General features: G+C 71.7%; 5 protein-coding genes. 4 read left to right on the top strand and 1 reads right to left on the bottom strand.

What is annotated here, in order from left to right; translation table 11 throughout:
• Positions 1–388: 388 nt before the first annotated feature.
• Complete coding sequence (locus tag ACFU6I_RS47730; protein WP_384380627.1) at positions 389–790, bottom strand: hypothetical protein; 402 nt, start codon at positions 788–790, stop codon at positions 389–391.
• A gap of 204 nt (positions 791–994) precedes the next feature.
• On the opposite strand from ACFU6I_RS47730, the gene ACFU6I_RS47725 reads away from it, so the two are divergent.
• From ACFU6I_RS47725 to fxsA, 4 genes are all read left to right on the top strand, one after another.
• Positions 995–1,435, top strand: a complete 441-nt coding sequence (locus tag ACFU6I_RS47725; protein ID WP_024493538.1) for an Lrp/AsnC family transcriptional regulator — start codon at positions 995–997, stop codon at positions 1,433–1,435.
• A 46-nt stretch (positions 1,436–1,481) separates the two neighbouring features.
• Positions 1,482–3,128, top strand: a complete 1,647-nt coding sequence (locus tag ACFU6I_RS47720) for an amidohydrolase (protein ID WP_384380624.1) — start codon at positions 1,482–1,484, stop codon at positions 3,126–3,128.
• A 527-nt stretch (positions 3,129–3,655) separates the two neighbouring features.
• Positions 3,656–4,423 carry a polyprenol monophosphomannose synthase gene (locus tag ACFU6I_RS47715; protein ID WP_384380621.1) on the top strand — a complete coding sequence of 256 codons (768 nt, stop codon included), beginning with the start codon at positions 3,656–3,658 and terminating at the stop codon, positions 4,421–4,423.
• Between the two features lie 47 nt (positions 4,424–4,470).
• Positions 4,471–5,061 carry an FxsA family membrane protein gene (fxsA, locus tag ACFU6I_RS47710; protein ID WP_384380618.1) on the top strand — a complete coding sequence of 197 codons (591 nt, stop codon included), beginning with the start codon at positions 4,471–4,473 and terminating at the stop codon, positions 5,059–5,061.
• Positions 5,062–5,274: the final 213 nt, after the last annotated feature.

Below are 5,274 nucleotides of genomic sequence, written 5' to 3'. Positions count from 1 at the left end.
TCGTTTCGTACCTTCAGCAGTCGAAACGTACCCCGGGTACGGCGTGTTCTACGTATCAGCCCTGGTCAACGACCCACGGAAGCGACAGGAGAGCCATTTTTCGGGGGTCGGAGCGGCGAGACGGCGACGACCGGGGCCGGCCGTGGATTGCAGCAGGGTCATGCCGGGCCAACGCCGTGGGGCGGGGTCGGGTCACTGCTGCGAGGATTCGAGCGCCCGTTCGTCAGGTTCCCCTGCCGCGTGGACGTGGCTCGATGGCGCGCACCACGCCGGCCCGGCCGTCGTGGTGCAGCACGCGTGTGCCGGGCGTCTGCCGGAGGAATCCGGCAGACGGAGAGTTCGCCGCCCTTCACCGCCTCCGATACGCGTCAGGCGGCGTCAGGGCGTCTCAGGCGGCGTCGCGGCGGATCTGGTGCGGCACCCGCAGCGGGCGCGAACCCGCGCCACCGGCGTGCGAGAACGGCTGCATCCTCCAGTCGAGCCCCTGCGGGAGCGTCAGCAGCAGTCCCATCTCCTGTTCCTGGAGCTCGAGCGACTCGTCGGCCGGACGTGCCTGCGCGGCGTCGCGACCGGTTCCGGCGCACACCGTGAGGACGAACGGGTTCCACGGCGTCGGGCACAGCGCGTGTTCCGGCAGCACATCCTCGTCGGCCAGCAGCGCGATCGGCTGCGCACAGTCCGGGCAGATCACCCGGTACATCTCAAAAGTGTCGTACGCGTCGGGAGCGGAGTCCTCGACGGGTTCAACGGGCTCCGGTTCGGTACGTCCGGTGAGTTTCAGGCTCTGCATGGAGATTCTCCCCCTCGGGTGGGCCGGCAAGGCGCCACGGCCTCGACCACAGCAAGCACTTCCCGTCGCGCATCCGCCGTAACCGCGAGGTCGTCGGCTACCCATCCGTAAACCTGTGGCATTCGTCACATGCCCCCTACAGGTGCCCTGTTCGGGGGCCCTGCGACTGTGCCTGGAGGGACCTGGGGCCATAGGTTGATCCGCATGGAGGAGCTGGACCGTCAGATTGTGGAGTTGCTCGTCAAGGACGGGCGGATGAGCTACACCGACCTGGGCAAGGCCACGGGCCTGTCCACCTCGGCCGTTCATCAGCGAGTCCGTCGGCTGGAGCAGCGCGGGGTGATCCGGGGCTATGCCGCGGTCGTCGACCCCGAGGCCGTCGGGCTGCCCCTCACCGCGTTCATCTCGGTGAAGCCGTTCGACCCGAGCGCGCCGGACGACATCGCCGAGCGGCTCGCCGGTGTACCGGAACTGGAGGCGTGCCACAGCGTCGCGGGCGACGAGAACTACATCCTCAAGGTGCGTGTCGCGACCCCGCTCGAGCTGGAGCACCTGCTGACCCGGATCCGCTCGCTGGCCGGGGTCTCCACCCGCACCACCGTCGTCCTCTCCACCCCGTACGAGGCACGCCCCCCGCAGATCTGAGGGGGGCGTGGGCGGCGCCGCTCCGCACAGGGGTGAGACTGGTGCCATGACCGAGAGCACCGCCCCCCAGAGCGAACACCGCACCGTGCTGCTGCGCGGTGGAGACGTCCACAGCCCCGCCGATCCCTTCGCCACCGCCATGGTCGTCGAACGCGGCCATGTCGCCTGGGTGGGGTCGGAAGGGGCCGCCGACGCCTTCGCGAGCGGCGTCGACGAAGTGATCGACCTCGAAGGGGCCCTGGTCACTCCCGCGTTCACCGACGCCCACGTCCACACCACCTCGACCGGCCTCGCCCTCACCGGCCTGGACCTCGCGGGTGCTCGCACCCTCGCCGAGGCCCTCGACCTCGTACGCGCGTACACGGCCGCGCACCCCACGGACCGGGTCGTCCTCGGACACGGCTGGGACGCGACGCGCTGGCCGGAGCAGCGGCCTCCGTCGCGCGCCGAGCTCGACGCCGCGGCCTGCGGCCGGCCGCTCTATCTGCCCCGGATCGATGTGCACTCCGCCGTCGTCACGACCGCCCTCCTCGATCTGGTTCCCGGCGTCACCGCACTGGCCGGCTACCGCCCCGACGCCCCACTGACCGGCGCCGCCCACCACGCCGTGCGCTCCGCCGCCCATGGCGCGATCTCGCCGCAGCAGCGGGCCGAGGCGCAGCGTGCAGCCCTCGACCACGCCGTCTCGCTCGGCATCGGCACCCTTCACGAGTGCGGCGGACCCGACATCTCCGACGAGGAGGACTTCACCGCCCTGCTGAAGCTCGCCGCCGGGCGGCCGGGACCGCGGGTCTTCGGCTACTGGGCCGAGCAGGTCGCGGACGAGAAGGACGCCCTCAGGATCCGCGAACTCGGCGCGATCGGTGCGGCCGGTGACCTCTTCGTCGACGGTTCCCTCGGCTCGCACACCGCGTGCCTGCACGAGCCCTACGCCGACGGACCGGCGGGCGGCAGGGGCGCCGCCCACCTGGACGCCGCGCAGATCGCCGCCCATGTCACCGCCTGCACCGAGGCCGGTCTGCAGGCCGGTTTCCACGCCATCGGCGACGCGGCGGTCTCCGCCGTGGTGGCCGGGGTCCGGGCCGCATCCGAGACGCTCGGGCTGCCTCGGATCCGGGCCGCACGTCATCGCGTCGAGCACGCCGAGATGCTCACCCCCGAGACGATCGCCGGCTTCGCGGAGCTGGGTCTGACCGCCTCGGTCCAGCCCGCCTTCGACGCCGCCTGGGGCGGCGAGGACGGCATGTACGCCCAGCGGCTCGGCGCCGACCGGGCCCGCACCCTGAACCCGTACGCGGGCCTCCTGCGGGCCGGTGTGCCCCTTGCCTTCGGCTCGGACAGCCCGGTGACTCCGCTGGACCCGTGGGGGACCGTACGGGCCGCTGCGTTCCACCGGACGCCGGAGCACCGGATCTCCGTACGGGCCGGCTTCACCGCGCACACCAGGGGCGGCTGGCGGGCCGTCGGCCGCGACGACGCGGGCAGCCTCGTTCCCGGCGCCCCCGCCGACTACGCGGTCTGGCGCACCGAGGAGCTCGTGGTCCAGGCCCCCGACGACCGGGTCGCCCGCTGGTCGACCGACCCGAGGTCCGGGACGCCCGGCCTGCCGGATCTCACCCCGGGCGGCGACCTCCCGGTCTGTCTGCGGACTGTGGTCTTCGGACAAACTGTCTACGTGCGGCCGAACGAGTGACGTCCTGAAATTTCGTACCGCCGATCGAAGGCGCCCCCGCTTCCCCGCGACCTGCGTATCTCCGGTACTGACCAGGTAACTTCGGTAAACATTGCAGGTCAGAAGGGTATTGACAGGAGGCGCCCACGGGCCGGTAGGTTCGGCCGAGTCCACCACAGGACGTCCGACCGGTTAAACCTCCACGCAGTCGTCGAACGCCGCTGGGTCATGGGGTGGTGTGCCGCACCGGCGCACCACCACTGACAGCCAGGTTCAGCGCCCGCGCCTCGGGGGCGAGGGAAGGTGTGAACCGGACGGCGGGTGTGACCCGGGTGGGGCCCGGACGTTCAGTAGACAACGGCTCTCGGTCGACCCGCAGCCAGCGGGCCCCAGGTCGGCCCGAAGGGCGCCGGGCCCCGATCCGCAGTTCTGTCCGTACTTTCCTCCTTCTGTCCGGGCGCTTGCCCGACAGGTGCCTACCGCGTCGGCCTCCGGCCCTGATGCGATCGATATGGTGTGCACCTGTGTACGGACGTGAGGGGCAGTAAGTGAACGACGGCGGTCAGAGGCGATACGGCCCGCTCGGCAGAGCCTTGGTGATCATCCCGACCTACAACGAGGTCGAGAACATCAAGCCGATCGTCACCCGGGTGCGCGCCGCGGTACCGGACGCGGACATCCTGGTCGCCGACGACAACAGTCCCGACGGCACGGGCAAGGTCGCCGACGAGCTCGCCGCCGCCGACAGCCACGTCCAGGTCCTGCACCGCAAGGGCAAGGAAGGGCTCGGCGCCGCCTACCTCGCCGGGTTCCGCTGGGGCATCGACCACGGTTACGGCGTCCTCGTGGAGATGGACGCCGACGGCTCCCACCAGCCCGAGGAACTTCCCCGGCTGCTCACCGCCCTCAAGGGTGCCGACCTGGTGCTCGGCTCCCGCTGGGTGCCGGGCGGGCGCGTGGTCAACTGGCCCAAGTCCCGCGAGATGATCTCCCGTGGCGGCAGCACCTACTCCCGGCTGCTGCTCGGACTGCAGACCAGGGACGTCACCGGCGGCTACCGGGCCTTCCGGGCGGAGACCCTGAAGGGGATCGGCCTCGACGAGGTCGCCTCCCAGGGGTACTGCTTCCAGGTCGATCTGGCCCGTCGCACCGTCGACGCGGGATACCACGTCGTCGAGGTCCCGATCACCTTCGTGGACCGCGAGATCGGTGACTCCAAGATGAGCCGCGACATCCTCGTCGAGGCGCTGTGGCGGGTCACGGCCTGGGGCGTCACCGCCCGTACGAACCGGGTCCTGGGTCGCAAGTCCTCCTGATCACCCCCTTATCCCGCTTGGACGTCCGTCCAGGCACACTGGGGACCATGACGACCGGCACCCCGCCCCCGACCGCACCGAGGCGCTCGCGCGCCCGTACCTTCGTCCCCCTCGCCATCGCCGCCTGGGCAGTGCTGGAGATCTGGCTGCTGACCCTGGTGGCGGACGTGGCGGGCGGGTTCACCGTACTGCTGCTCCTGATCGGGGGCGTCGTGCTCGGGGCCGCGGTGATGAAGGCGGCCGGCCGCCGGGCCTTCCGCAACCTCACCGAGACGCTCCAGCAGATGCCGGGCCGGCCCGGCGAGGCCGCGGCGCCGTCCGCCGCCCCGTCGGGCAGCAAGGGCAATGGCTTCCTGATGCTCGGCGGGCTGCTGCTCATCGTCCCGGGGATGATCTCCGACGTGGCGGGACTCCTGCTGCTGGTGCCGCCGGTCCGCGCGGCGCTCGGCCGGTACGCGGAGCAGTCCCTGGATCGCCGTATGCGCACCGCGGCCCCCGGCAGCCTCTCCGATGCGTTCCAGCAGGCCCGGATCCACCGTCCGGACGGAAAGGTCGTCCAGGGCGAGGTCATCCGCGACACGGAGACCCGGCCGGGCCCGCGCCCCGACAGCGGCCCGCGCCCCCCGCTCACCCCCTGAGCGGGTCCCGGTCCGAAACCGCACCTGAACGGGCCCCCGTCCGAACGGCTGTCCTCAGTCGCCGGGCGGGCCCGAGTTCCCCTGTCCGGCATGCACGTCCGGGACGGGGAAACCGAACCCGAACGCCGCTCGGCGACGGAAGAGCAGGCCGCAGGACGCCCACGGCGTCCAGCGGGACGCGACAGAGCCGCGGGCCGTGACACACGCTCGGTG

It is taken from the genome of Streptomyces sp. NPDC057486 (genome assembly GCF_042802415.1).
In the GTDB taxonomy this organism is placed as follows: Bacteria; Actinomycetota; Actinomycetes; order Streptomycetales; family Streptomycetaceae; genus Streptomyces; species Streptomyces yanii.
This window is presented reverse-complemented; position numbering and strand designations above follow the sequence as displayed.